23 protein-coding genes and 1 riboswitch are annotated in these 20,440 nt (G+C 62.5%); of the genes, 15 read left to right on the top strand and 8 right to left on the bottom strand.

Annotated features, from left to right (window positions below):
* Window position 1: 1 nt before the first annotated feature.
* The gene (locus MMAR10_RS11540) at window positions 2-424 is read right to left on the bottom strand and encodes a PaaI family thioesterase (protein ID WP_011644161.1); all 423 of its coding nucleotides are present in this window, start codon (window positions 422-424) and stop codon (window positions 2-4) included.
* Between the two features lie 24 nt (window positions 425-448).
* On the bottom strand, window positions 449-1,045 hold the full coding sequence (locus MMAR10_RS11535) for a YqgE/AlgH family protein (RefSeq protein WP_233353826.1): 597 nt from the start codon (window positions 1,043-1,045) through the stop codon (window positions 449-451).
* 89 nt (window positions 1,046-1,134) lie between these two features.
* On the opposite strand from MMAR10_RS11535, the gene MMAR10_RS11530 reads away from it, so the two are divergent.
* The 5 genes from MMAR10_RS11530 (at window position 1,135) to MMAR10_RS11510 (ending at window position 6,917) form a co-directional block, all read left to right on the top strand.
* A complete protein-coding gene (locus MMAR10_RS11530) occupies window positions 1,135-1,617 on the top strand; it encodes a peroxiredoxin (protein WP_011644159.1) in 483 nt (160 codons plus the stop codon).
* Between the two features lie 46 nt (window positions 1,618-1,663).
* Complete coding sequence (locus tag MMAR10_RS11525) at window positions 1,664-2,602, top strand: SPFH domain-containing protein (RefSeq protein ID WP_011644158.1); 939 nt, start codon at window positions 1,664-1,666, stop codon at window positions 2,600-2,602.
* 27 nt (window positions 2,603-2,629) lie between these two features.
* On the top strand, window positions 2,630-3,094 hold the full coding sequence (locus MMAR10_RS11520) for an NfeD family protein (RefSeq protein ID WP_233353825.1): 465 nt from the start codon (window positions 2,630-2,632) through the stop codon (window positions 3,092-3,094).
* 138 nt (window positions 3,095-3,232) lie between these two features.
* A complete protein-coding gene (locus MMAR10_RS11515; RefSeq protein ID WP_011644156.1) occupies window positions 3,233-3,580 on the top strand; it encodes an energy transducer TonB in 348 nt (115 codons plus the stop codon).
* Window positions 3,581-3,704: 124 nt separating this feature from the next.
* Window positions 3,705-6,917 (top strand): PAS domain S-box protein, encoded by a 3,213-nt coding sequence (locus MMAR10_RS11510; protein ID WP_011644155.1) that lies wholly within the window; start codon window positions 3,705-3,707, stop codon window positions 6,915-6,917.
* Here the strand turns inward: MMAR10_RS11510 and rnhA are convergent.
* From rnhA to ispH, 3 genes are read right to left on the bottom strand one after another with little or no spacing between them, the layout of a single operon-like run.
* Entirely contained in the window at window positions 6,908-7,357 is a 450-nt protein-coding gene (gene rnhA, locus MMAR10_RS11505) for a ribonuclease HI (RefSeq protein WP_011644154.1), read from the bottom strand. The two genes, MMAR10_RS11510 and rnhA, sit on opposite strands and share 10 nt — an antisense overlap.
* Window positions 7,354-7,773 carry a DUF1801 domain-containing protein gene (locus tag MMAR10_RS11500; RefSeq protein ID WP_011644153.1) on the bottom strand — a complete coding sequence of 140 codons (420 nt, stop codon included), beginning with the start codon at window positions 7,771-7,773 and terminating at the stop codon, window positions 7,354-7,356. The genes rnhA and MMAR10_RS11500 overlap by 4 nt, the downstream gene beginning before the upstream one ends.
* A gap of 11 nt (window positions 7,774-7,784) precedes the next feature.
* Entirely contained in the window at window positions 7,785-8,735 is a 951-nt protein-coding gene (ispH, locus tag MMAR10_RS11495) for a 4-hydroxy-3-methylbut-2-enyl diphosphate reductase (protein WP_011644152.1), read from the bottom strand.
* A 119-nt stretch (window positions 8,736-8,854) separates the two neighbouring features.
* Between ispH and MMAR10_RS11490 the strand changes: the two genes are divergently transcribed.
* The 9 genes from MMAR10_RS11490 (at window position 8,855) to MMAR10_RS11450 (ending at window position 17,700) form a co-directional block, all read left to right on the top strand.
* On the top strand, window positions 8,855-9,433 hold the full coding sequence (locus MMAR10_RS11490) for a hypothetical protein (protein ID WP_011644151.1): 579 nt from the start codon (window positions 8,855-8,857) through the stop codon (window positions 9,431-9,433).
* Between the two features lie 4 nt (window positions 9,434-9,437).
* A complete protein-coding gene (gene argS, locus MMAR10_RS11485; protein WP_011644150.1) occupies window positions 9,438-11,204 on the top strand; it encodes an arginine--tRNA ligase in 1,767 nt (588 codons plus the stop codon).
* 158 nt (window positions 11,205-11,362) lie between these two features.
* Window positions 11,363-11,968, top strand: a complete 606-nt coding sequence (locus tag MMAR10_RS11480; RefSeq protein ID WP_011644149.1) for an NYN domain-containing protein — start codon at window positions 11,363-11,365, stop codon at window positions 11,966-11,968.
* A gap of 182 nt (window positions 11,969-12,150) precedes the next feature.
* Window positions 12,151-12,240: riboswitch (glycine riboswitch) on the top strand.
* Window positions 12,241-12,421: 181 nt separating this feature from the next.
* Entirely contained in the window at window positions 12,422-13,519 is a 1,098-nt protein-coding gene (gene gcvT, locus MMAR10_RS11475; protein WP_011644148.1) for a glycine cleavage system aminomethyltransferase GcvT, read from the top strand.
* Between the two features lie 36 nt (window positions 13,520-13,555).
* Window positions 13,556-13,921, top strand: coding sequence for a glycine cleavage system protein GcvH (gcvH, locus tag MMAR10_RS11470; RefSeq protein ID WP_011644147.1), 366 nt, complete (start codon window positions 13,556-13,558; stop codon window positions 13,919-13,921).
* A 9-nt stretch (window positions 13,922-13,930) separates the two neighbouring features.
* On the top strand, window positions 13,931-14,137 hold the full coding sequence (locus MMAR10_RS11465) for a hypothetical protein (RefSeq protein WP_041636955.1): 207 nt from the start codon (window positions 13,931-13,933) through the stop codon (window positions 14,135-14,137).
* Window positions 14,138-14,141: 4 nt separating this feature from the next.
* Window positions 14,142-15,485, top strand: coding sequence for an aminomethyl-transferring glycine dehydrogenase subunit GcvPA (gcvPA, locus tag MMAR10_RS11460; RefSeq protein WP_011644146.1), 1,344 nt, complete (start codon window positions 14,142-14,144; stop codon window positions 15,483-15,485).
* Window positions 15,486-15,487: 2 nt separating this feature from the next.
* Window positions 15,488-17,068 (top strand): aminomethyl-transferring glycine dehydrogenase subunit GcvPB, encoded by a 1,581-nt coding sequence (gene gcvPB, locus MMAR10_RS11455; RefSeq protein ID WP_011644145.1) that lies wholly within the window; start codon window positions 15,488-15,490, stop codon window positions 17,066-17,068.
* Between the two features lie 326 nt (window positions 17,069-17,394).
* On the top strand, window positions 17,395-17,700 hold the full coding sequence (locus MMAR10_RS11450) for a hypothetical protein (protein WP_150099768.1): 306 nt from the start codon (window positions 17,395-17,397) through the stop codon (window positions 17,698-17,700).
* Here the strand turns inward: MMAR10_RS11450 and MMAR10_RS11445 are convergent, their stop codons facing one another.
* Window positions 17,701-18,663 (bottom strand): AraC family transcriptional regulator, encoded by a 963-nt coding sequence (locus tag MMAR10_RS11445; protein WP_011644143.1) that lies wholly within the window; start codon window positions 18,661-18,663, stop codon window positions 17,701-17,703.
* A 139-nt stretch (window positions 18,664-18,802) separates the two neighbouring features.
* Here MMAR10_RS11445 and MMAR10_RS11440 point away from each other — a divergent pair, with 139 nt between their 5' ends.
* On the top strand, window positions 18,803-19,207 hold the full coding sequence (locus MMAR10_RS11440) for a DUF4345 domain-containing protein (RefSeq protein WP_041637652.1): 405 nt from the start codon (window positions 18,803-18,805) through the stop codon (window positions 19,205-19,207).
* Between the two features lie 91 nt (window positions 19,208-19,298).
* Here MMAR10_RS11440 and MMAR10_RS11435 read toward each other — a convergent pair whose 3' ends face one another.
* Window positions 19,299-19,850, bottom strand: a complete 552-nt coding sequence (locus tag MMAR10_RS11435; RefSeq protein WP_011644141.1) for a F0F1 ATP synthase subunit B — start codon at window positions 19,848-19,850, stop codon at window positions 19,299-19,301.
* Between the two features lie 3 nt (window positions 19,851-19,853).
* A complete protein-coding gene (locus MMAR10_RS11430; protein WP_011644140.1) occupies window positions 19,854-20,423 on the bottom strand; it encodes an ATP synthase subunit b 1 in 570 nt (189 codons plus the stop codon).
* Between the last annotated feature and the right edge of the window lie 17 nt (window positions 20,424-20,440).

The following is a 20,440-nucleotide window of genomic DNA, read 5'->3' as shown; positions in this document are numbered from 1 at the left end:
GTCAGCCGCGCAGGCGTTTCAGAGTGCCGGAAAAATTCAGACAGGCCTCGCCGTCACCGGTGATCAGTCCGCGCACGAATATCAGTGATCCGCCGGCCCGCAGGACTTCGCCACGCGCCTCCATCAAGGCTCCTTCCTTCGCGCCCGAAATGAATTCCGATGTAAAGGCCACCGTGACGCCATAGCCGGACGGGGCCAGGGCTTCGTGGGCGATGCCGAACAAGGCGAAATCGGCAAAACTCATCAGGCATCCGCCATGCACCGCACCCATTCCGTTGAGATGACGTCGCTCGGCCCGGAAGGCCATTTCGGGCCCATCGGCGCCAACCCGCATGTAAAAGGGTCCGACCGTCTGTTCGAACGGGTCATCGGGCCAGATGCGCCAGCCGGCGAATTCACCGGTCTCAACGATTTTGGGAGCCATGGGCAGTTTCCGGAGTGGCGACGGTCAGGCGTGACCGGACAGGGCGGAGAGATGTTCGGGGCTGATGCCAAGGCATTCAAGCGCGCGGGGCCATTTGTCCGCGTCATCGGTCTCGAACACAAGCTGTTCGTCCATGTCGCAGACCAGCCAGGCATTGGCGACCAGCTCGTCATCCAGCTGCCCGGCGGCCCAGCCTGAATAACCCAGGGCCAGCAGGCTGCGCTGCGGCGGGCTGTCGGATGCCATGGCCTCCAGCACATCCTTGGTAGCGGTCAGCCCGATGCGGTCATTGATCGGCAGGGTCGCCTCGTCATTGGCGTAGTCGCGGGTATGCAGGACAAATCCTCGGTCCTTGTCGACCGGGCCGCCGACCAGCACCGGACCGTCCGGCGCGGGCTGGCTCGAATCGACCTCCAGCTGCTCGAACAGCTCCGGCAGTCGCAAGCCGGCGGCGGGCTTGTTGATGATGATTCCCATGGCGCCTTCGGCTGTGTGATCACAGACCAGGATGACGGCCCGGTCGAAGCGCGGATCGCCAATGGCAGGCGTTGCAATCAAAAGCTTGCCGCCGAGGAAGGTCTCGTCCACATGTGTCGTACTTGCAGGGGCCATGCGGGCCATGTTCACCCCAAAAGGGGGACGCGTCCAGCCGGGTTCCCGCTATCTTGCCGTGCGGATTGCCGCCATTACTGATCTACAGGAGAAATGCCATGACCATCTCGGTCGGAGATCGCCTTCCCGCCGCCAGCTTCATGACCATGACCGCTGACGGACCGAACAAGTTGAGCACGGACGATGTGTTCGCCGGCAAGACCGTGGCCCTGTTCGCGGTGCCGGGTGCCTTCACGCCGACCTGTTCGGCCAAACACCTGCCGGGCTTTGTCGAAAAGGCCGCCGAAATCCGCGGCAAGGGCGTCGATACGATTGCCTGCCTGTCGGTCAATGACGTCTTCGTCATGGACGCCTGGGGCAAGTCCCAGAATGCCGGCGATGATGTCGTCATGCTGGCAGACGGCAATGGCGAGTTCGCCAAGGCGGTCGGTCTGGAAATGGACGGCACGGGTTTTGGCATGGGCGTGCGCGCCCAGCGCTTCTCCATCCTGGTCAAGGATGGCGTGGTTGCTGAACTCAACGTCGAAGCTCCGGGCGAGTTCAAGGTTTCGTCGGCCGACCATATTCTCGGCCAACTCTAGTCCCGGCCCGTTCCGGGCTGGCCATCAACAATAAAAGGGGGTTCGCATGGACTTTGGATTGATCGGAATTGGTGTTCTTTTCATCCTCGCACTGTTCATCATCGCATCGGTGATCAAGACGGTGCCACAGGGCAAGGAGTTCACCGTCGAGCGTTTCGGGCGGTTCACGCGGACCCTCAAGCCCGGACTTCATTTCCTGGTGCCGTTCATCGACACCGTTGGCTACAAGATGAACATGCGCGAGCGCGTCCTCGACGTGCCCAACCAGGACGTCATCACCAAGGACAATGCGACCGTCTCGGTCGACGCCGTTGTCTTCATCCAGGTGCTGGACGCGCCGCGGGCGGCGTATGAGGTCGACAATCTCGACTTCGCCATCATCAACCTGTCGCTGACCAATGTGCGGACCGTGATCGGTTCCATGGATCTCGACGAGACGCTCTCCAAGCGTGACGAGATCAATGCCCGTTTGCTCGGGGTGATCGATGCCGCCACCAACCCTTGGGGCGCCAAGGTCACCCGGATGGAAATCCGCGACCTGTCACCCCCGGTCGACATCACCGAGGCCATGGCCCGGCAGATGAAGGCGGAGCGCCTGAAGCGGGCCGAGATCCTCGAGGCCGAGGGTGCCAAGCAATCCGCCATCCTGCGAGCCGAAGGTGAAAAGGAAGCCGCGATCCGTGAGGCCGAAGGCCGCAAGGAAAGTGCCTTTCTCGACGCCGAGGCCCGTGAACGCGAAGCCGAAGCCGAAGCGCGCGCGACCCAGATGGTGTCGGACGCCATTTCCAAGGGCGATGTGTCGGCGATCAACTACTTCCTTGGCCAGAAATACATCGAGGCCTTCGGCAAGCTGGCAACAAGCGAGCAGCAGCGCACGGTGATCATCCCGGCTGAATTCTCCAACATCCTGTCGACGATTACGGGTGTCGGTGAGCTGGGCAAGGCGGCGCATGACGCCGTATCGGAAGCCACGCGCAAGCCATAAGGGCTGCGCGGTCGTAAAGGAGGTCTCATGATGGAAATGTTGCTGTCGGTCTTTGACCGCATGAATCTCTGGGCCTGGTGGGCCGTCTCCGGCGTGATTCTCATCGCCGAGCTGCTCACCGGCACGACATATCTGCTGTGGCCGGCGGCTGCGGCCTTCCTGACCGGTTTCGTGGCTTTGGAAGTGCTCGGTGTCAGCTGGCCGGTTCAACTGGCCGTATTTGCCCTGCTGTCCTTCGTTCTTCTGTGGATCGGCGACCGCTGGGTACGCCCGTCCATGCGGGCCGGCGCTGGCAGCGGGCTGAATGACCGATCAGCCCGCATGGTCGGGCAGCGGGTCCAGGTTGTCGCTGACTTTTCCTCGGGCCGCGGACGGGTTCGCTATGGCGACAGTGAATGGGCCGCCGAAACGACAGACGGAACAAATCCGGTGGCCGGATCGACCCTGAAGGTTGAAGCAATCAACGGCGTCATCCTGACCATTGTTTCGTAAGCGAAGTTTTTGGGCGAGCCCTGCGCATATCATATGACAGGGTTCGCTCAAATTTTAGCATTCGGCGAAAGCCTCCAGCAATTTGATCATCCTAAACCCTCGCTCGCATAAGCAATCAACAACGCCTGAGTGAGCGCCATGACCAACCAATTCCTCTCCGCCCTTGTCTGTGTTTCCGCCCTTGTCGCCCCGGTCGCCCTGAGCGCACCGGCTTTCGCCAATAACGGCCCCGATCGCGAAAGCGTCGAGCTGGTTGCCCCGGAATACCCGCGTGGCGCCGAGCGTCGCGGCATTGAGGGCTCAGTTCGCATTGCCTATTCGATCGACGCTGACGGCAATGTCGTGAACGCCCAGGTCGTTGAAGCCAGCCCGGAAGGCGTGTTCGACCGCGCCGCCCTTGCCGCGATCGAAAACTGGCGTTACGCCCCGGCCGCCGGCCAGACCGACGGTCACTCCCGTGAGCTGGAATTCCGTCTCGGCGAGTAAGCTCGCACAACCCAGCCGTGACTGAAGAGCCGCCCCCGCCCGGGCGGCTCTTTACGTTTTCTTGCCCATTTCCCCCGAAGTTGAACGTTGCGACTGCCAGTAACGCCAGCCACGGACCCCCGTCATGCCGGAAATTTGCGAAGAAGATCGCCTTGCAGCACTGCACGCGCTGGGACTGCTCGACACCGGTGTAGAGGCGGGATACGAGGCGATTACCGATCTGGTGACAGCGGTGACCGGTGCTCGCATGGCGGCCGTCTCGCTGGTCGATCGTGATCGGCAATGGTTCAAGTCTGCCGTCAACCTGCCGGCCCCGGAGACACCGAGATCCTGGGCATTTTGCCATTACGCGATCCAGCAGGATGATATCTACGAAGTGCACGACGCGCGGGCCAATCCGCTGTTTGCAGACAATCCACTGGTCACGGGCGAGCCCCATATCCGCGGATATGCCGGCGTGCCGATCAGTCTCCCGACGGGGGAGAAACTGGGCACATTGTGTGCGATCCATGATGAACCCCTGACCCTGGATGAGACCGCACGAAACCGCCTCATATCATTGGCGCGGCTGATCGAGGAACTGATCCGGGAACGCGTCGGCGCGCGTGAACACGAGCGCCTCGCACTGGTTGCCCGCCACACCCACAACTCGGTCGTGATCACGGACCGCGATGGCGTGATTGACTGGGTCAACCCGGCCTTTGAACGCTTGTCCGGCTACAAGCTTGCGGAGGTCCGCGGTCGCCTGCCCGGCACTTTCCTCCTGTGCCCGAATTCCGATTCCGGGGCCGTAAAGGCGCTGGCGGAAGCCGTCCGGGACGGCAGGGAATGCCAAGTGGAACTCGTCAATCGCGCCAAGAATGGTGCCGAGTACACCATTCTCATCGAATTGACGCCCATTCGGGACGAAGACGGTTGTTGTACCGGTTTCATGTCCGTCCAGACGGATATCACCGCGCAGATCGAGACGCGTGAACGGCTGAGCCGGGCGCTGCGGGAAAGCCAGTCCTTGATGGACGTCATCCGGCAACACACTGTGTTCAGTGTGACCGACCCGGCGGGTGTCGTCACCGATGTCAATGACGCGTTCTGCCAGCAAAGCGGTTACACGAAAGAGGAAATTCTCGGCAAGACGCACCAGACCCTGCTGAGCTCCGGCATGCATCCGGACGCGTTCTGGGTCGAGATGCGGTCGACGATCAAGGCCGGCCGGCCCTGGCGCGGGGAAATCTGCAATCGCAACAAGTCCGGCGAGCTGTTCTGGGTCGATTCCATCGTTGCGCCGCAGATGAATGCGGGCGGCGAAATCGAACGCTACATATTCATCCGCTTTGACATCACGAACCGCAAACACATCGAAGCTGGCCTGGCCGCCAGCCAGAGGCAGCTTGAGGCATCGCTGGAACGACTCTCGGCAGTCACCGAATTGGGCGGAATCGGGAGCTGGGAAGTCGATCTCGACACGATGACGCCGATCTGGGACGACATCACCCGCAAAATCCACGAAGTGGATGGGGACTACGTTCCGAACATGGATACCGCGATCAATTTCTATGCACCGGAAAGTCGCGGGCCGATCTCGGACGCGGTTGCACATTGCGTTGAAACCGGCGAGCCGTGGGATCTGGAGCTGCCGCTCATTACAGCAACAAACAGGCGTATCTGGGTTCGCGCGGTCGGTCGCCGCGTGCTCCGGGACGGGAAACCGATCCGCTTGGTCGGCTCGTTCCAGGACGTCTCCGAACGTCGTGAGCGCGAGGAAGAATTGCGCCTGATTTCGACCAGGCTCGAAGTCGCACTCGAAAGCTCAGGCATCGGCGTCTGGGACATCTGCCCGCCAACCGGTGAATATCACTGGGATGACGGCAGTCGTCGCTTGTTCGGAATCGATCGTGATTCGGCCAATCCTGCGCCGGACGACTGGTTCAACGGCATACACCCGGATGATCGTGAGGCGGTGTCCGCCGGCCTGGCTAACGCCTACGCAACCAAGACCCATGTCCGTCGGGAGTATCGTTATCGCCGGTCCGACGGTGGCTACCGGCACATCCGCTCTTTCGGTGTCTATCGGGAACGCCTTGATGCGCCGCCGATCATCACCGGCGTCCATTTGGACGTGTCAGCCGATATCGAGCAGGCCGCCGCCCTGGAACTGGCCCGCGAACGGGCTGAGAGCGCCAGCTACGCGAAATCCCAATTCCTGGCGAATATGAGCCATGAGATCCGGACGCCGCTCAATGGCGTTCTGGGCATGACGCAGGTCCTCCACATGACCGAGCTGACAGAACAGCAGTCACGGCATGTCGAAACCATTCGCAGTTCCGGCCAGGCCTTGGCGGACCTGATCGACGATATCCTGGATATCTCGAAGATTGAGTCCGGCATGATCGAGCTTGAGCAGCGGGCGTTCGAGATGCCGGAATTGGTTGCAATGGTCAGCGACATCACGCGGCTGCGTGCGCAAGAGAAACAGCTCGCGTTGGATATGTCCCTGGCGCCGGATGTCGCAAAAGTTGTCGTGGGCGATGAAAAACGGTTGCGGCAGATCCTGATCAATATCGTCGGCAATGCGGTGAAATTTACCGACAGTGGCCGGGTCAGTATCGATATCCGTGCCGGGGCCGAGGACGTCGTCGAGTTTCGGATCAGTGATACCGGGCCGGGTATCGAGCCGGATCATCTGGCCAGTATTTTTGACCGCTTTGCCCAGGCAGATAATTCAATCACGCGCCAATATGGCGGCACCGGGTTGGGACTGGCAATTTGCCATGAACTGGTGACCTTGATGGGCGGCGAGATCGGTGTCGAGAGCGTGCCCGGCGAAGGCTCGACCTTCTGGTTCAAACTTCCCCTTCCAGCCGCCGATGACAAAAAATTGTCCAAGAAGCCGATGATGACCTCGGGCCGGTCCGGTGACGACAATACCGGACGCCGGATACTGGTGGTCGACGATGTGCCAGCGAACCTGATGGTGCTTACCGCCCTGCTGCAGAACAACCAGTATGAGATCATGACGGCGTGCAATGGGCGTGAAGCCCTCGACCTGCTCGATGCCAACCATTTTGACGCCGTGTTGATGGATATCCAGATGCCTGTAATGGCGGGAGACGAGGCGATCCGGCGCATTCGGGCGTCCGATGCCGACCATGCCGAAATCCCGATTTTTGCCCTTACCGCCGACGCGACCCGGGCCACACGTGAATTGTGCACACGTATCGGCGCGACCGGCTATTTCACCAAGCCGCTGAATCTGCCGGACGTGCTGGACGCCTTGCGGCGCGAGACGGCGGACGCGCCTGGCGCGGGGACAGGTGGTGGGCGGTCGCGCTACGGCTGACGCCCGCGCGCTTCGGCCAGGCCTTCGCGGGCCAGCTCGTCGGCGCGCTCATTGCCGGGATCGCCGGCATGCCCCTTCACCCAGCGCCAGTCGATCGTGTGTGAGCGGGTCAGCTCATCGAGACGCTGCCACAGATCGACATTCTTGACCGGTTTCTTGTCGGCGGTTTTCCAGCCGCGCTTTTTCCAGCCATGGATCCATTTGGTGATGCCGTCGCGCAGATAGACGCTGTCGGTGATCAGGATGACCGAGCGGTCGGCCTTCCTGAGCGCTTCCAGCGCCTGGATGGCGGCCATCATCTCCATCCGGTTATTGGTGGTGTCGGCTTCGCCACCCTTGAGCTCCTTGCGGTGGCCATTCCATTCCAGGATGGCGCCCCATCCGCCCGGCCCGGGATTGCCTGAACAGGCGCCGTCTGTGTGTATGGTGATGGTGCTCAAAGCGGGTACTTCTTTGCCATGTCGTCGAGACCAGCCTGGATGATCTCCTCGAGAACAGCCATGTCGATATCGGCCAGCTTGTTGATGTACAGACAGGATTTGCCGAGCTTGTGCTTGCCGAGACGGGCCAGCTGGTCGGAATAATTGCTGTAGCCGGGAATGATGTAGAGGACGAGATTGGCCTTGCGCGCGGAAAACCCGGTACGCATGAAGTCGCCCTCACGGCCGCTCTCATATTTGTAGTGATATTCGCCGAACCCAATGATCGATGGCCCCCACATCCGCGGCTCCCATCCGGTGATCCGTTGCATGATGTCCAGAATGGTCTCGGCGTCAGCCCGTCGGGTCGGGTGCTCGATGGCGGCGATGAAGTCGGCTGGAGACATGGCGGTTGGCTTGGTCTTGTTCTCGGACATGTCGTCTATCCTCAGGCTACGGCGCGAGGCAGTTTGAACACGACATCCTCGTCCGTCACGCGAATATCCTCCAACTGGACGTCAAACCGCGTGCGGAAGGCCTCGATCAGTCCTTCGACCAGATCCTCAGGCGCCGACGCGCCGGCCGTGATTCCAACCGTGCGAATCGAGCCGAGCGAGCTCCAGTCGACATCATCCGCGCAGGAGACAAGGGCCGCCGCGCGCGCGCCGGCTCGCTGGGCGACCTCGACCAGCCGCACGGAATTGGACGAGTTCGGCGAGCCAATCACGAAGACGATATCACTGCGCGGCGCCATCGCCTTGACGGCGGCCTGGCGGTTGGTGGTCGCATAGCAAATGTCTTCCTTGTGCGGCGCCTTCATGTCCGGGAAGCGGGCCTGCAATGCCTGCACGATCGCCGAGGTATCGTCGACTGACAGGGTGGTCTGCGTGACGAAGGCGATGCGACTGGGGTCATTCGGCTCGAAGCGCTCGGCGTCGGCCACCGTCTCGACCAGGCTGATGGCCCCATCCGGCAGTTGCCCCATCGTGCCGACAACTTCGGGGTGCCCGGCATGACCAATCAGGATGATCTCATCGCCATTGGCGAAATGGCGTTCCGCCTCGACATGGACCTTGGACACAAGCGGGCAGGTGGCGTCGACATAGATCATCTCGCGGCGCTTGGCTTCGGCGGGCACCGCCTTGGCCACGCCGTGGGCAGAGAACACGACCGGGCGGTCGGTGGGGCATTCGTCCAATTCTTCCACGAAGACAGCGCCCAGCGCTTCCAGGCGCTCCACGACATGCCGGTTGTGAACGATCTCGTGGCGCACATAGACCGGTGCGCCGAAGCGCTCGATCGCGCGCTCGACGATCTGGATTGCACGGTCCACACCGGCACAGAAACCGCGCGGAGCCGCGCGCAGGATGGTCAGCGGGGGGCGGGGTGTCGCAGTCACGCTCGTCTCTCCTTCAGCGATGGCGTTGCGGAAGCGGCATCGCCATCGTATGACCGTCGTAACAAAGAGCCCGGTCCCAAGCCAGCGGCCGGGACTGCTTCCAGGACAGGTAGTACATAATGTTGTTCAAATCCGTGCGTTCTTTTGCCGCCATCGCCGCGATGGCGGGCCTGCTGACCTCCTGCCAGAGCGTACAAGAAGTGCTGTCCGAACCGGAGCCGAATGCCGGCCCGTGCCCGTCGGCCCTGTCCCTGTACGACGCCCACCGGATCGTTGAACTGCGCAATGACGAAGTCATCTACGAGAATGTCGGTTTCACCGGCGAGATCCTGGCTGTCCGTTCGCTGTGCAGCTATTATGGCGAGCGTCCGATCCTGGCCAATCTGGAGATCGATTTCGGCTTTGGTCGCGGCCCGGCAGCGCAGGGCAGCGAGCGGACCTACGAGTTCTTCGTCGCCGTCACCCGCCGCGACATGGCCGTGATGGCCAAGGAGATTTTCCCGGTCAGCGTCCGCTTCCCGGCCGGGGAAGACCGGGTCTTCCGCACCGAGACGATCGATGCCATCTCCATCCCGCGCGCCAATGAAGGCACGTCGGGCGTCAATTTCGAGATCCTCGTCGGCTTTGAGCTGACCGAGGAACAGATCGCTTTCAATCGCTCCGGCCAGCGTTTCCGCGTGGCAGCCGGCCAGGACTGAACCCATGCCGTCTATTGCCGATCAGCTCAGCGCCGTGCTGGGCGACGCGTTTGCTTCCCTTGAGCTTCCGCGTGAGCTGGGCCGTGTGAGCCCGTCCAAGCAGAAGCCGGAAGTCTTTCCCTTCCAGTGCAATGGCGCCATGCCGGCGGCCAAGCAGGCCAAGACCAATCCGCGCGAATTGGCGGCCAAGCTGATCGAGGCGCTGCACGGTATTCCGCAGATCGGTGCCGCCGAGATCGCCGGTCCCGGCTTCATCAATCTGCGTCCGGCCGAGCACTTGTATGGCGAGCGCGCGGCCGAGATCGCCGGCGATGACCGCGCCGGCGCGCCGCTGGCCGCTGCGCCCCGGACCGTGATGATTGATTTCGGCGGACCCAATGTCGCCAAGCCGATGCATGTCGGCCATCTGCGCTCCTCAGTCCTGGGGGACAGCCTGCAGCGCTTGTTCCGCTTTCGCGGCGACACGGTGGTCTCCGATATCCATCTCGGAGACTGGGGCCTGCAGATGGGCCATCTCATCACCGAGCTGCATGAAGAACAGCCGGACCTCGTCTATTTCGACGCGGCGATCACAGATGGTTATCCGTCCGAACCGCCGGTCACGATCGAGGATCTCGCCCGCCTCTATCCGCAAGCCTCGGTCAAGGCCAAGGCCGGTCCGGAACGGCTGGAAATCTCGCGCAGTGCGACCGCCGAGCTTCAGGCCGGCCGCCCCGGCTATCGCGCCCTGCTGCGTCATTTCATCGATGTCTCGGTCGCCGCCCTGAAACGCGATTTTGGTGCGCTGGGTGTGCATTTCGACCTGTGGAAAGGCGAAAGCGATGTCGATCCCCTGATCCCCGGCCTGGTCGAGGACTTCAAGGCCCGCGGCGTGGCCGAGGAGAGCGAGGGTGCCCTGATCGTCCGCGTCGCCCGCGACGGCGACAAGAAAGAACTGGCACCGTTGATCCTGGTCTCCAAGACCGGCGCGGCACTCTATGGCACCACTGATCTGGCTACCATTCTCGACCGCAAGCAGTCGGTCGATCCGGACCTGACCCTTTATGTCGTCGATCTGGCCCAGGGCGATCATTTCGAGCAGGTCTTCCGCGCTGCCGAGAAGGCCGGCCTCGCCGAAGAGGGTGCGCTGGAACATGTGAAATTCGGGACGGTCAACGGCACGGATGGCAAGCGCCTGCGGACGCGCGATGGCGGGACCTTCCGTCTCGCCGACCTGATCGCCAGTGCCATCGAGCGGGCCGATGAACGCCTCAAGGAGGCGGGTCTCGCGGCCGATGTCAGCGCCGAGGAACATGCCCGTGTGGCCCGCATGGTCGGGCTCGCGGCGATCAAGTTCGCCGATCTGCAGAACTACCGGACCACCAACTACGTCTTCGATCTCGACCGTTTCACCAGTTTTGAAGGCAAGACCGGTCCTTATCTCCTTTATGCCGCCGTGCGGGTGAAATCCCTGATGCGCCGGGCCGCCGAGGCTGGTGTGACGCCGGGTGAGATCCTCGTCGATGCGCAGGAGGAACGTGATCTTGTCCTCTGCCTCGATGCCTTCGGTGCGGCGCTCGACAACGCGGCCGACAATCGGGCCCCCAACGCGCTGTGCGACCACGCCTTCACCCTGGCCCAGGCCTTCTCGAAATTCTATTCCGCCTGCCCGGTACTTGTCGCCGAAGACGATGCGGTGAAAGCCTCCCGCCTGGCCCTGGCCGAAGCGACGCTGAAACAGCTTGAGCTCTGCCTGGGCCTGTTGGGACTGGAAGCGCCGGAGCGGATGTAGCTCGCCGGATTCTTGACACCTTGATGATATCTGACTATCCAACAAGACATTCCGTTACGCTCGTAGGCGGGCATGTATTTCGGCCCTCGCACTTTGTGCGGGGGCTTTTTATTGCTAGCCTTGGCAACCTTAAGTAGATTCATTTTGCGGAGGGCAAAATGAAGGTTGCGGTTTTGATCGATGGTGGCTTTACCCGCGTCCTGGCCCGCAAGGACGGTCATTCCTACAATCCCGACTTTATTGAGAATCTGGCACATTGCGTTGTTTCAGACCGTGAAACGCTCTTGCGCGCGCTCTATTATGATTGCGAGCCATTTACCGGCACCGTTCAGCTTCCAGTGTCCGGCGAAGACAAGGAGTTTTCGAAATCCGGCAAGTGGCTGGACGACCTGGCGCGGAAGGACTTTTTCGCAGTGCGCAAAGGCGTGTTGAAGTTTCGCGGCTTCAAACCGCGGAAAATTCCCGTGTCCGGAAGGGCGTTGAGTGATCAGGATTTTGCGCCGGATTTTGAGCAAAAGGGAGTCGATATGAGAATCGGACTCGATATGGCGACCCTCTCGAATGGCCCCAAGGTCGAACGGATCGTCCTGATTTCAAACGATACTGATTGCGTGCCGGCCATGAAGCATGCGCGCAAGGCGGGCGTCCAGCTGGTTCTCGGAGTGCCGCCAAATCAATCGCCTGCGCATGAGCTGGCGATGCATTCTGACCTCACCCGGACCTTCGCATGGCCGGGCCGCACCCAGCCGAAAGCGCCACAATAGCAAAACAAATGGAGAGGGCCGCTTCCCCCCGTGAGGAGCTGCTCCCGGTTCGCCAGCCTGATCGCAGACCCTGCCGCGTTGCCGCAACCGATTTCACCGCCGCCGGACATTGACTCTCGGTCGCGGAATCATAAAGTCCGCTGCAACTGCGAAACCCGCATGAAACCGGGTCAAGCGGGACCAAACTCCCCGCGGGAGAGACCGGCGAATATGCCGGCGCCGAAGGCGCAACCGCCCCGGAAACGCTCAGGCCAAGGGACCGCGGGAGAGACAAACGCTGGAAAGCGGGTGAGGGATCAACACCTTCGCCCCACCGACGGAGCAAGTGCGGCCGGTCCCGATCGGGGGGCATCCACGGCGCGCACGGAATCTCTCAGGTATTCGGGACAGCGGGGGCGATCAGCTTGCAGGCCTTGCCGGGCGTGCAGGATCGCACCCTTGCAAGGACCCGAGATGACCGAAACGCTTCACAAGACACCGCTCCACGCCCTCCATGTCGAGCTTGGCGGCAAGATGGTCCCCTTCGCCGGCTATGACATGCCGGTCCAATACCCGCTGGGTATCATGGGCGAGCACAAGCATTGCCGTGAACAGGCCGGCCTGTTCGACGTCTCCCACATGGGCCAGGCGCGCTATGTCGGTGATGAGGCGGCGCTGGAAGCCCTGCTGACTTGCGATCTCTCCGAGATCGGCGCCGGCGAACAGAAATATACACTTTTGCCAAATGAGCGTGGCGGCATCCGCGACGACCTGATGGTCTCCCGCCCGGACGGCAATGGCATCTATCTGGTCGTCAACGCGGCGACCAAGGACGCCGATTTCGCCCATATCGAAGCGGCAACGGCCGGCAAGGGCACGCTGACCCGCATCCCCGAGCGCGCGCTTCTGGCGTTGCAGGGGCCAGCGGCGAAGGACGTCATGGCGCGGCTGTGCCCTCAGGCCTGCAAGATGGTCTTCATGCAGTGCGGCCTGTTCACGCTGGACGGCGTCGAAGTGATGATGTCGCGCTCGGGCTATACCGGCGAGGACGGGTTCGAGATTTCAATCCCCGAGGCTGATGCTGATCGCATTGCCCGCCTGCTGCTGGCCCAGGACGAAGTCGCCGCCATCGGACTTGGCGCCCGCGACAGCCTGCGTCTGGAAGCCGGGCTCTGCCTGTATGGCCATGACATGGACGAAAACCGCACCGCGGTTGAAGCCTCCCTGATCTGGGCCCTGGCCAAGACCCGCCGCGAGCGCGGCGATTTCCCGGGCGCCGACGTGATCGCCACACAGATCGAAGAGAAGACCTGTCAGAAGCGGGTCGGCCTGACGCTGACCGGCGCTCCGGCCCGCGAAGGCGCCGAGATCGCCGACAAGTCGGGCAATATCATCGGTATCGTGACCTCCGGCGGCTTCGGCCCGACCGTGAGCGGTCCGGTCGCCATGGGCTATGTGGATCGCGACTTCATGGCACCGGGCACCGAAGTCGACATTCTTGTGCGCGGCAAGCCGCGCGCCGCCATCATCACCAAATTGCCGTTCGTACCGGCGAATTTCTATCGGGGCTGAGGCCCGATCATCTTTCTGGGGCAGGAGATTTAACCCATGACCACGCGTTACACCGAAGACCATGAATGGATCACCGTTGACGGCGATATCGCCACCGTCGGCATCACCGCCTACGCTGCCGGCCAGCTCGGCGATGTCGTCTTTGTCGAATTGCCGGAAGTCGGCAAGACCCTCGCCAAGGGCGATGAGTTCGCCGTTGTCGAATCCGTGAAGGCGGCTTCCGAGGTTTACGCCCCGGTCGATGGCGAGATCACCGCCATCAATGACGCCCTCGAAGGCGAGCCGGCCAAGGTTAATGAAGACGCCACCGGCGAGGGCTGGTTCGTCAAGATCAAGCTCACCGACGCCTCCCAGCTCGACGGCCTGATGGACGAAGCCGCCTACACCGCACACACGGCTTAGGGCGCGAAGATGCGCAATCTGCTCCGTTTGAAGCACCTCTTCCCTTCGCTGGTCGTTGTCTTTGCGATCTTCGCGTTTGCGTTGAGGGAGAGTCCTGCGGTGTGGTTTGCCATCCTTCTCGGCATTGCCGCCGCCATCCCAGTCATTGTCATGCTGTACAGCCGTCATTCGGAAACGGCTGATGAATCATCCTCCGATAAAACCAAGCCGGAGTAGCTTGATGCGATACCTCCCCCACACAGATACCGACCGCAAGGCCATGCTCGATGCGATCGGCGTGGCCTCCATCGACGACCTTTTCACCGATGTGCCGGAAGCGGCGCGTCTGGATGGCCTGATTGACCTGCCGACCAAGCAGACCGAGCTGCAGGTCGAACGGGCCTTGGCGGCCATGTCGTCGCGCAATGTCGCGGCCAGCCATGCGCCTTTCTTTGTGGGGGCAGGCGCCTACAAGCACCATGTCCCGGCGACCGTGGATCATCTGATCCAGCGCTCGGAATTCCTGACCGCTTACACGCCCTACCAGCCGGAAATCTCACAGGGGACGCTGCAGACCCTGTTTGAATTCCAGACCCAGGTGGCGCTCCTGACCGGTATGGATGTCGCCAATGCCTCCATGTATGACGGTTCCACGGCCTGTGCCGAGGCGGTCATGATGGCGGCCCGTGTCACGCGGCGGACCAAGGCCGTGATGGCGGGTTCGGTTCACCCGCATTATGTCGAGGCCTCGCAGACGCTGGCCAAGTATTCCGATGTGTCGATATCCGTGACGGACGCGGCCCCGGCCGATCTCGACGCCGTGATCGCCGAGATCGATGACACGACTGCCTGCGTCGTCATCCAGACGCCCGACATTTTCGGTCGCTTGCACGATCTTCGCGAAGTCTCGCGCATCGCCCACGAGAAGGGTGCGCTGGTCATTGCCGTCTTCACCGAAGCGGTGTCGCTGGGCCTCGTCGAGGCGCCCGGCCATATGGGCGCGGACATTGCCGTGGGTGAGGGCCAGTCGATCGGTGTCGGCCTGAACTTTGGGGGGCCCTATGTCGGCCTGTTTGCCTGCAAGGATGATCGCCGTTTCATCCGCCAGATGCCGGGCCGCCTCGCCGGCGAGACCATCGATGCCGATGGCCGCCGCGGCTATGTGCTGACCCTGTCGACCCGCGAGCAGCATATCCGGCGCGACAAGGCGACGTCGAATATCTGCACCAATGCCGGCCTGTGCTCGCTGGCCTGGACCATTCACATGACGCTGCTCGGCGAAAAGGGGCTGACCCAGCTTGCCCGTCTCAATCACGAGACCGCCTGCGAGCTGGCTGATGCCCTGTCAGCCGTGCCGGGTGTCGAGCTGGTCAATGAGACCTTCTTCAACGAGTTCACCATCCTGCTGCCGAAGAATGCCGACCAGGTGGTCAATGACCTGGCGCGCTTCGGCGTGCTAGGCGGGGTGCCCGCCAGCCGCCTCTATCCGGGCCGGTTCGAGAATTATCTCATCATCGCCGCCACTGAAACCAATACGCCGGAAGACATCGCCGTCTTCGCCAAGGCCCTCGCGGGAGTGCTCTGATCATGTCGATGAACACCCAAGGACGCCCCACCCGCATGGCCGAGAACATCGCCCCCGATAATCTGGCAACCGGCGGCTATGCCGACACCATTTCCGGCAGCCGTGGTCTCGATCAGGCCGAACCGTTGATCTTCGAGCGCGGTGGCATGGATCGCTGCGGCGTTGACCTGCCTGAGCCCAAGGGGCTCAAGACACGTCTGGGCGGTCTCGAGCGCAAGGATGCGATCGGCCTGCCCGGTCTCGCCGAGCCGGAAACCATGCGCCACTATGTGCGCCTGTCGCGGAAGAATTACGCCATCGATCTGGGCCTTTACCCGCTTGGCTCGTGCACGATGAAGCACAATCCGCGTCTCAACGAGAAGGTCGCGCGGATGCCGGGCTTTGCCGATGTGCACCCGCTGCAGCCGGCCTCGACGGTGCAGGGCGCCTATCAGGTGATGGGCGAGCTGGCCCATTGGCTGATGACGCTGACCAACATGCCCGCCGTCGCCCTGTCGCCGAAGGCCGGTGCCCATGGCGAGTTCTGCGGCATGATGGCGATCCGCGCCAAGCTGGATGCCGATGGCCAGACCGGCCGTCGCCGCATTCTCGTTCCGGAAAGCGCCCACGGTACCAATCCCGCAACCGCCGTACAGTGTGGTTTTACCGTTGACGAGATCCCGGCGGACAAGACCGGTCGTGTCGACATGGAGGCCTTCAAGGCCAAGCTCGGCGAAGATGTCGCCGGTATCATGCTGACCAATCCCAACACGTGTGGCCTGTTCGAGCGGGACATTCGCGAGATTGCCGATTTGATCCACGAGGCCGGCGGGTATTTCTACTGCGATGGTGCGAACTTCAACGCCATTGTCGGCCGGGTCCGCCCGGGTGATCTCGGCGTCGACGCCATGCATATCAATCTGCACAAGACTTTCTCCACCCCGCATGGCGGTGGTGGCCCGGGTTCCGGCCCGACCGTGCTTTCCGAAGCGCTGGCCCCCTTCGCTCCGGTGCCTTACGTCGTCGCGACGGAGAAGGATGGCTGGGACCTGGTCGAGCACATGGACGAGGCCGAGGGCACGCCCTTTGGCCGCATGGCGGCCTTCCACGGCCAGATGGGCATGTTCACCCGCGCCCTGACCTACATGATGAGCCATGGCTCGGATGGTCTCAAACAGGTCGCCGAGGATGCTGTCCTCAATGCCAATTACATCCAGGCCCGCCTCAGCCATGTCATGACCGTGGCCTTCGAGGGCACCTGCATGCATGAGGCCCTGTTTGACGATCGCTTCCTCAAGGATACGGGCGTCACCACGCTCGACTTCGCCAAGGCGATGATCGATGAGGGCTATCATCCGATGACCATGTATTTCCCGCTGGTCGTCCATGGTGCCATGTTGATCGAGCCGACCGAGACCGAGTCGATGAGCGGTCTGGATCGCTTCATCGAAGTGCTCGATGCGCTCGCGACCGCGGCCAAGGCCGGTGACACGGGCCGCTTCCTGGCGGCTCCGGTCCACGCCCCGACCAAGCGTCTCGACGAAACCCGCGCTGCCCGCCAGCCGGTCCTGCGCTGGACGCCGTCGGCAGACGCGGCTGAATGACGATATCGTTATCCGGGACCGCGAGCTGCGCGGTCCCGGATGACAGGGCACTGCCAATCCGATTAATTTATGCGTGTCGTCGCGGTCGATATCGGTTCTGGCGGCACAGCAAGCGGGCGGGATGCCGGACATCCCTGTCCTGCAAAGCCGGTTCATCAAACCGGTGCGCAGATGCAACATCCTGCAGCCGACTGTAGGTGCCGCCTGAATTTCGGCGCTTTTGTCTCGCATTGGGGTGATGTTTACGCGTTTATGGTTGTCTGTTCGTCCGCGCATCCCATATCGGTGATGCGCCCCGACGGACGGGGTTGGAGATGGTCGCAGCGATGAATGAGAGCCTGAATGGCTGGGCGAGAAGCCATCCGATCGGCGCCTTTGTGGTGCTGATCATCCGTGGCATCTGCATCGCTGTCGGCTTGTTGTTGATGGTGATCTCGGTTCCCGTCGCAATTCTCACGCCTTTCCCGCTTGTTCCGATCGGCGCCTTTGTCGGCCTGATGGGCCTGATCCTGGTCGCCGGTGCTTCCAAGACGCTGCACGGCAAGATCACCGAAATGCTGCGCAAGGTGCCCTGGCTCTGGAAGCGGGTTCGTTGGGCCTTCGGCGAGAAAGACGCAGATCCGGCCGAGTAGTCAGTGTGGCTGACGACCGGCCCGCACGCGCCCGGGTGCCATTCCATAGTATTTCTTGAAGGCGCGGCTGAAGGCCGCATCCGAGCCGTAGCCATACCGTTCGCTGATATCGGCGAGGCTGTCCTGGGTCTGCACGAGGGCTTCACGGGCGCGGGCCAAACGGTGACGGGTGACGTATTTCATCGGGGCGGTGTCCAGCATCGTCGTGAAACGGGCGCAAAAGGCCGAGCGTGACATGGCAGCTATGCCGGCCAGGCTGTCGAGTGACCAATTGATCGCCGGGTCAGTGTGGATGGCGGCGAGGGCGCGTCCGAGGCCCGGCTCGTGGAGGGCGGCCAGCCAACCGCGCTCGCCCGGTCCGGCATGTTCGAGCCAGCGCCGGATCAGCTGGATCACCAGAATGTCGGCAAGCCGGGTAATCAGCGTCTCGCTGCCGGGTCGCATCAAGCGCGCCTCTTCGCTGATCAGCTGTACCGTCGAGCGCAGCCAGGTTTCGACCAGCGCATCCCATCCATTGACCTCGATACTCTCCGGCAGTTCGCGAAACAGTTGCCGGGTAGTCGGGTCCTCGATCTTCATGAGGGCAAAGGTGAAGCGCGTCTCGGCCCCGCCGCCGCCATGAAACACGCGCTCGAAGCGGCGGGTGACGGGTTCTACCGGCAAATCCTCAAGCGCTGTCAGACTGGCGCCTGGCGCACTGGCCAGCTGCATGGGCTGGCCCCGGGTCAAAAGTGTGAGGCTTCCCGGCTGCAAAAGGCGTGTCTCATCCGTTGCCGTGGCCAGATGGGCCGTGCCGGCGGTGATGATGAGCAAACCCACCTGATCGTCGAGCGAGGGCACATCAATGCCCCAGGGCGCCGTCATCACGCCCTGGCAGTACAGCGTGCCGGATAGCTGCAAGGCCTGCAGGGCGAGCGCCAGGGGGGCGTGGGTGTCATCGATGATGCGGGTTGGTCCGGCCATGATCCCAGCTTGACCAGGCTGCGAGCAAAAATCCAGACCTTTGGACGAATGATCAAAAAATACGGCCATATTGTAATTCAAATACGCAACCTGGCGCGTCAGAAGGATGGGCAAGCAAGTTTGGCTAAAGGAGATCCTGATGACTGCAAACCTGATGACCCGTATCGTTCTCGCGCTGGCTGGTCTGGTCGCCCTGCTGATAGGCGCCACCCTGCTGCTCGACCCGCAATCCCTCTATGCCGGATCCGGGCTGGTCCTTGACGGCGGAGCCAGCCAGCTCAGCGAAATCCGCGCCCCGGCCGGGCTCCTGGTGCTGAGCGGGCTGGCCGTGCTGGCCGGATCGATCTGGCTGAAATGGGCGACCGCTGCCCTGCAGCTGACGGTTCTGGTCTTTCTCGGCTACGGCGTTGGCCGTGTGGCCAGCCTTGCGCTGGACGGCATGCCGTCCGACTCCCTGGTCATGGCCATGCTGATCGAGTTGGGGATCGGGGTTTTGGCGCTGGTCCTGCTCATGGTCCGCAATCGCTCCGGCGCGTCGGCCTGATGCCCGGTCTGACCCTCACAGGCACAGGCAAACGAAAAGGCCCGCAGCAGTCGCTGCGGGCCTTCTGGTATCCGGGCAAATTGTGACCGGCCTAGTTCAGGCGCTGACCAACCGTCTTGATGTCGGCATCAACGAGCTTGTTGAGGTCCGACTTTTTGAGCTGGGTCTTGAGGATTTCCTCGGCGGCCTGGGCAGCCAGTTCGGCCGCGGCTGCCTTGACGTCGGCAGCAGCCTGGGCTTCGGCCTGGGCGATGCGCTGCTCGGCCATGGCGGTACGGCGTTCGAGGCGTTCCGTCATTTCCTTGCGGGCTTCCGCCTTCAGTGACTTCGCTTCGGTCTTGGCCTGGGCGATGATGGCTTCGGCTTCCGCTTCCGCTTCACGCTGCTTGCGCTGGTAGGAGGCCAGCATTTCGGCGGCGTCCTCGCGCAGGCGCTTGGCTTCGTCCAACTCGTTGGAAATACCCTCGGCGCGGTCATCCAGTGTTTTGGCGATCGTCCGGTGCACACCCATGTGCAGCAGCAGGCCGAAAAAGATCAACAGTGCCAGGAAGGCGTAGAAGGACGGGTCGCCCGGTTGGGCGGCCAGCCATTCCAGGAGGGTCTGCTCTTCGCCGTGACCGGCGTCTTCAGCACGGATCATCATGGCTTACGCCTCCTTCGCCTTGATCAGGCCGTCGACGGTCTTGCCGGCATCAGCCTCAGAGACCTCAACCCCGGCCAGCGCAGAGACGACTGCGGCGGTTGCCGTGGCGGCAATGCCGCGCACTTCGGCGAAGGCCTTGTCCTTGGCCTTGCGGATGGCGGCTTCCGACGCTTCCTGCTTGGCGCTCAGCTCGGCTTCGACTGCAGCGGTTTCCTTGGCAATCTCGGCGTCCAGCGTCTGGCGCGTCTTGGCGGCAAGCGCGTGAGCCTTGTTGCGGGCTTCGGCGAGCGATTTTTCATACGCTTCGCCGGCGGCCTCGGCATCAGCCTTGGCCTGGGCGGCAGCGTCGAGATCGTCGGCGATACGGTCGCGACGGTCTTCGATCGTCGTCTTGATCTTCGGCAGGATGAGACGGTCCAGCGCGATGTACAGGATCACGAAGGCGATCGTCAGCCAGAAGAGCTGGGACGCGAAATAGGTCGGGTCGAAGGGCGGGAACACACCCGAGTCTGCATGATCGGCAGCAGCCTCGGCGACGTGTTGGGCCACTTCTGAATGCGGTGCGTGCGTCATGGGACGCCGGCTCCTCT

This window comes from Maricaulis maris MCS10 (assembly GCF_000014745.1).
Taxonomy (GTDB): domain Bacteria; phylum Pseudomonadota; class Alphaproteobacteria; order Caulobacterales; family Maricaulaceae; genus Maricaulis; species Maricaulis maris_A.
This window is presented reverse-complemented; position numbering and strand designations above follow the sequence as displayed.

Excerpts from the sequence above, each read along its gene's own strand:
- argS (WP_011644150.1), top strand. The coding sequence starts at position 9,438 with ATGCCGTCTATTGCCGATCAGCTCAGCGCCGTGCTGGGCGACGCGTTT.
- MMAR10_RS11435 (WP_011644141.1), bottom strand. The coding sequence starts at position 19,850 with ATGATGATCCGTGCTGAAGACGCCGGTCACGGCGAAGAGCAGACCCTC.
- MMAR10_RS11530 (WP_011644159.1), top strand. The coding sequence starts at position 1,135 with ATGACCATCTCGGTCGGAGATCGCCTTCCCGCCGCCAGCTTCATGACC.
- MMAR10_RS11525 (WP_011644158.1), top strand. The coding sequence starts at position 1,664 with ATGGACTTTGGATTGATCGGAATTGGTGTTCTTTTCATCCTCGCACTG.
- MMAR10_RS11440 (WP_041637652.1), top strand. The coding sequence starts at position 18,803 with ATGACTGCAAACCTGATGACCCGTATCGTTCTCGCGCTGGCTGGTCTG.
- gcvH (WP_011644147.1), top strand. The coding sequence starts at position 13,556 with ATGACCACGCGTTACACCGAAGACCATGAATGGATCACCGTTGACGGC.
- MMAR10_RS11500 (WP_011644153.1), bottom strand. The coding sequence starts at position 7,773 with ATGTCCGAGAACAAGACCAAGCCAACCGCCATGTCTCCAGCCGACTTC.
- MMAR10_RS11430 (WP_011644140.1), bottom strand. The coding sequence starts at position 20,423 with ATGACGCACGCACCGCATTCAGAAGTGGCCCAACACGTCGCCGAGGCT.
- MMAR10_RS11510 (WP_011644155.1), top strand. The coding sequence starts at position 3,705 with ATGCCGGAAATTTGCGAAGAAGATCGCCTTGCAGCACTGCACGCGCTG.
- MMAR10_RS11535 (WP_233353826.1), bottom strand. The coding sequence starts at position 1,045 with ATGGCCCGCATGGCCCCTGCAAGTACGACACATGTGGACGAGACCTTC.
- MMAR10_RS11450 (WP_150099768.1), top strand. The coding sequence starts at position 17,395 with ATGAATGAGAGCCTGAATGGCTGGGCGAGAAGCCATCCGATCGGCGCC.
- MMAR10_RS11490 (WP_011644151.1), top strand. The coding sequence starts at position 8,855 with ATGTTGTTCAAATCCGTGCGTTCTTTTGCCGCCATCGCCGCGATGGCG.
- MMAR10_RS11540 (WP_011644161.1), bottom strand. The coding sequence starts at position 424 with ATGGCTCCCAAAATCGTTGAGACCGGTGAATTCGCCGGCTGGCGCATC.
- MMAR10_RS11515 (WP_011644156.1), top strand. The coding sequence starts at position 3,233 with ATGACCAACCAATTCCTCTCCGCCCTTGTCTGTGTTTCCGCCCTTGTC.
- gcvT (WP_011644148.1), top strand. The coding sequence starts at position 12,422 with ATGACCGAAACGCTTCACAAGACACCGCTCCACGCCCTCCATGTCGAG.
- MMAR10_RS11465 (WP_041636955.1), top strand. The coding sequence starts at position 13,931 with ATGCGCAATCTGCTCCGTTTGAAGCACCTCTTCCCTTCGCTGGTCGTT.
- MMAR10_RS11520 (WP_233353825.1), top strand. The coding sequence starts at position 2,630 with ATGATGGAAATGTTGCTGTCGGTCTTTGACCGCATGAATCTCTGGGCC.
- gcvPA (WP_011644146.1), top strand. The coding sequence starts at position 14,142 with ATGCGATACCTCCCCCACACAGATACCGACCGCAAGGCCATGCTCGAT.
- gcvPB (WP_011644145.1), top strand. The coding sequence starts at position 15,488 with ATGTCGATGAACACCCAAGGACGCCCCACCCGCATGGCCGAGAACATC.
- MMAR10_RS11445 (WP_011644143.1), bottom strand. The coding sequence starts at position 18,663 with ATGGCCGGACCAACCCGCATCATCGATGACACCCACGCCCCCCTGGCG.
- MMAR10_RS11480 (WP_011644149.1), top strand. The coding sequence starts at position 11,363 with ATGAAGGTTGCGGTTTTGATCGATGGTGGCTTTACCCGCGTCCTGGCC.